The organism is Anabaenopsis tanganyikae CS-531 (genome assembly GCF_029891675.1).
Taxonomy (GTDB): domain Bacteria; phylum Cyanobacteriota; class Cyanobacteriia; order Cyanobacteriales; family Nostocaceae; genus Anabaenopsis; species Anabaenopsis arnoldii.
Window position 1 is genome coordinate 1 of sequence record NZ_JANQDF010000049.1, and the last position, 4,423, is coordinate 4,423.

The window sequence follows — 4,423 nt, forward strand, 5'->3', positions numbered from 1 at the left end:
GCTACCTGGGCTGATGTGATCAACCGCGCTAACCTGGGTATGGAAGTAATGCACGAGCGTAACGCTCACAACTTCCCCTTAGACTTGGCTGCTGGTGAAGTTGCTCCTGTTGCTTTGACTGCTCCTGCAATCAACGGCTAAGAGATTCAGGTTAAGAAACTTAAATAATACTGTCTCTGCTTGATCAAAGCGCCCTTCCTACCGGATGGGCGCTTTTGGTTTTGGTAATGTAACTGTTTACCAAGAGAGTAAGCAAAACCGCGACTAAAGTGAGTTTCAGCTAAAGCGCGATTAGACCGACCTTGACTGTTTAGTCAATCTCGGTAATACTATTTAGGTAATCTTGTCATCTATCTTTAGATAGATTTTTGAGAATATAAAAATTTTAGAGTAGTATTGACCCCTCACCTTACAAAGGGTTGGGGTATATGGCTTACAGCAGCGCTTCGCCTAAATCCTGTTGTAATGCACCAGTCAACTATTACGGAAGTTCAATCAAAATAGCTGAAATAGTGATTCTCATGTATTGACATCCTCAATCTAGCGAGTGCCGATTAACCTCGGTCGCTTGCTGGGTAAAGGTTTCAGGAGTTTTGTTAGTATGCTAAAGTCCATTTCAGCCGTTAAGTTTATTGAACCTGGCTAACGCCACGCTATCGCTATCGGAAAGTGCCTCTAGACTTCTTACTGGGACTGTGTTTAAAATGGAGGGGACCGCTTCCCTCACCGGAAGTGGAATTAATGGAAACAAACTGCCTCTTTTCATACCACTGAGAAGTGGCAGAAGACCGCTTCCCTCACCGGAAGTGGAATTAATGGAAACTATCTGCCGCTACCTCTCTCGCTCATGGCGTAGTTCGACCGCTTCCCTCACCGGAAGTGGAATTAATGGAAACAGTTTTTTCCTTGAAATCTAATTGTTTATGTATACATAGACCGCTTCCCTCACCGGAAGTGGAATTAATGGAAACAGCTGTTACACCCATGACGGCGTTAAATAAATAATTGCTACCGTCATCACACCCAAAATCAAAGCAATGGGGTTGATATTCGCTAAGAGATCAGGTAGGTTTTTGACTATTCCTAAAACTCCACCTTTAGGAGTTGGCTGTCCCAGGAAAGGTGCTGTTTGCAAAATAATTAAAATCACCCCAATTCCTGACATAAAGCCAGAAATTACACTGTAGGGCATGAGGGTGATATATCTCCCTAACTTGAAAACACCAAAGATGATTTGAAATAACCCTGCTAACATGACTACGGTAAAAGCCATAGCCAAACCGTTTTCTGGGTCTTTTGCTGTGAAAGAACTGATAATACCGGTAATAACTACAGTCATTTTTGGGCAAAAGTTACAACTTTTTCTGTATTTCTGGGTATTTTAAAACTTGTTTAGCCTTCTCGTCTCATTGTCAAGACTGATGATACTAAGTACGTGAGCAAAATTAATTTAACATTTTTGGAATAAACAAGAATCTCTATAGTTCTTAAACGTTTTGAGTAACGTCCATCAAAAAACCGGGGTCATGCCCCGGCCTTTTAGGTCTGCGTCGTTTCATTTCGACTCAACAGCCGTCTGGTCCACAGAAATGTCTTCCGTACAGTACCTCTGCTTCACAGATATAGATCATGCCCGCATAATCGGTAAAAAATGTAATTGCGACCTTATCTGCGATATTCTCCGCCATCTCCCGTGTTTCGGTGAGTACCTCGAACTTCACATTAGAATCAGTGTCAGCAGTGTTGGGTTTACCTGTAGAGCGGACGTTGCGACTACCTTTACCACCAGTATCCACCACTGTATAACCAGTCGCTCCGCATTCTTCAATGATCTTGGCGACCTTTTTCATCAGAACCTTTTCCGTGACGATGACGAGCTTGTTGGCACGCTTGGACATATTGCTTACCTCCTTACTTACGTAAATTGATATTATATACTGAGTTGCTTAGTCTGCCGGGTCAAGGGAGCGCCAACAGACAAAGACCCTTCTGGGATTAGCCACCTATTGCTTGGGCAAGACCGATAAAGAAAGGGATACAAAAGCCGATCGCAATTGGCGTACCGACTGCTGTGGACGCGCCTATATAAGCTGATGGATTAGCGGAAGGAATACCGGCTCGCAATGTAGGAGGACCTGAGATGTCTGAACTAGAGGCAGCGATAATAGCCAGGACGACGACACCGCCCATGCTAAATCCTGTTGCGTAGTGGGCAATCATACCTAAACCGAAGGCGATTAAACCATGTATAAATGGTGCAATCGCACTATACACAACGTACCATTGAGCTACCTTACGCAGTTCGCCAACCCTTGACCAAGCCTCCATACCCATTACCAGCATCAAGATGGAGAGCAAGCCACGAAAAGCAGGATCATAGAAGCTTTTATAGACGCTTTCTGGTCTGGCGAACAGGCCAAGAGCGAGACCTAACAACATTGCTGATAAGGCAGGACCCCGGAGGCTTTCCTCGATGATTGGCCATATTTTGACTTTATTATCACCGGGATTTTTCTGTTGGCTGAGATACTCTTGCCGAGTGCTGGGATAATCACCAGCCGCAACGGGCTGTTTGCTGAAAGACTCCTGCATGGCAGAGTCGGATGCTTCTTTACGCTTCTTCTTGTTGATGTAAATATTGGCTATCACAATCGCAGTTACTAGCGCCGGGATGTCCATGAAGGGATAGAGTGCGCCAGCCCATGCTTCAAATGGGATTTTTTGTTCTTCCAGTAGTGTCAGGGCAGCAGCCATAGTAGAGCCACTCACCGCACCAAACAACCCACCAGTAGCGATCGCATCTACTGTTTTGACCTTAGGCAGCTTGGCCAATGTAAAGCGGGCGATGAATACAATCACAATCCCTGTGATTACAGAAAACAATGCCGGTAACAATACTTCCGTCAGATTGGAGTTGCGGATCGCAATTCCACCAGTCAGACCGATTTTGGTCAGCAGCATGAAGACGATGATCGAACAAACCGCGTCTGGAATTACCAATTCGCTACCAAGGGCGGCAATGATCATCCCACCAATCAAAAAGGCGAGTGTTGGGGACTGCAACTGCTTAATAAAGTCAGTGAAAAATAAGGACAAAAAATCCATGAATACCTCCTTGTAACTCCTCTAACGAGGAGCATTTTTGTGGATGAACTAAATGAACTTTAAAGAGTTACGTAAGGTAGGAGTGAGGCACTTCACCCATTAAATCTAAGCACAATACCTGTCTTCATCTGTCAATAAATTTACTTGGCCAACAATAATGCAACCATGTTAATTTGGCATTAATAATCTTGGGTACCAATTCAAAATTTAGATACCCAGCTTATTTGTATGCGAAAATATTTGGTATTGGCTTTTTGCTGATACAAGCCGAAAACTTGGAGCTGTTAAAATTACAAATAAATCTCATTGATTAACAGCTTTTGCAGATTTATGTTGGTCAGATGAATATATTAATCTTGAGCTAAAGATTGGCTCTTAGCATTTTAGTGTGATTAAAACATTTTTCTCAAAATACATTTGTCAATGCTCCTCAAGCAGTGCTTAACTGTTTTCTAAGTACAAAAAACAGCAATTATAAAATATATTGCTGATTTGTGATTATGTTGGATAATTTACATTAATTGTGAATTAAGGTTCTAGTTCAGGATAAATCCTAGTTACCTTGAAACACAATCATACAGAACTATCTACCCAGTTTTATTTTTGCAGTTGCAACTGGGGAGCAACTGTTTGATTACAAATAGCATACCGCCTTTAGATGGAAAAAATTAATCCAAAGACAGGAATTATTAAAAAAATATTATATAGCTCATATAAGCAAAACCTTATATCTATCCCGAAAATTGGCTGTATTAGTCAATTTATAATTTCTTTCTATGAAAACCATTATTTATCTATGAGGTATTGACAGTCTTAGTGCTAAACCCAGGGAGATTCTACATTCACAATCAAAACTTGCTCACCCTGACTTGCGCCAAGGAGAGTAGAGGCTTAAACTCCTGTAGCATTAATTCAGGAAGACCGCTTCCCTCACCGGAAGTGGAATTAATGGAAACGAGTAAAAGTCATTACAGGCGGTTTCTATATATGGCTACCACCCACTCGCTAGAGAATATCGTCAAACCCCGCCACTGTTTTACTGACTCTATGCTATTGGCGAGTTTCTACTTGTCCCTATTTGGCGAGATTCAAAAAAGTTTGTCAATATACCTATCTAGGTCATTACGCTTAATGCGCCAGGCTCTACCTATTAACTTGGCTTTTAATTCCCCACCAAGCGATCGCCTCTTTGAGAAACTCCTCCAGAATTGAGCTAATGATAAGTAAAACTTACATCAAGCATAATTTTTATTAAAAAAATACCCCTTGCCAAACATTTGTAAACAATTGTAAAGTAGTGTCATAGACAGAAAACAAA

General features: G+C 41.8%; 3 protein-coding genes and 2 pseudogenes. 2 read left to right on the forward strand and 3 right to left on the reverse strand.

Annotation, left to right across the window (positions count from 1 at the left end; all coding sequences use genetic code 11):
* Positions 1-141 (forward strand): annotated as a pseudogene (locus tag NWP22_RS05360) (photosystem II q(b) protein); the annotation flags it as partial.
* A gap of 844 nt (positions 142-985) precedes the next feature.
* Here the strand turns inward: NWP22_RS05360 and NWP22_RS05365 are convergent.
* The 3 genes and pseudogenes from NWP22_RS05365 to NWP22_RS05375 all read right to left on the reverse strand — a co-directional run.
* A pseudogene (locus NWP22_RS05365) lies at positions 986-1,339 on the reverse strand (SulP family inorganic anion transporter); the annotation flags it as partial.
* A 226-nt stretch (positions 1,340-1,565) separates the two neighbouring features.
* Positions 1,566-1,898, reverse strand: coding sequence for a P-II family nitrogen regulator (locus NWP22_RS05370; RefSeq protein ID WP_271734155.1), 333 nt, complete (start codon positions 1,896-1,898; stop codon positions 1,566-1,568).
* 97 nt (positions 1,899-1,995) lie between these two features.
* A complete protein-coding gene (locus tag NWP22_RS05375) occupies positions 1,996-3,105 on the reverse strand; it encodes a sodium-dependent bicarbonate transport family permease (protein ID WP_271734156.1) in 1,110 nt (369 codons plus the stop codon).
* A gap of 987 nt (positions 3,106-4,092) precedes the next feature.
* On the opposite strand from NWP22_RS05375, the gene NWP22_RS05380 reads away from it, so the two are divergent.
* Positions 4,093-4,317, forward strand: coding sequence for a hypothetical protein (locus NWP22_RS05380; RefSeq protein ID WP_271734158.1), 225 nt, complete (start codon positions 4,093-4,095; stop codon positions 4,315-4,317).
* Positions 4,318-4,423 lie beyond the last annotated feature (106 nt).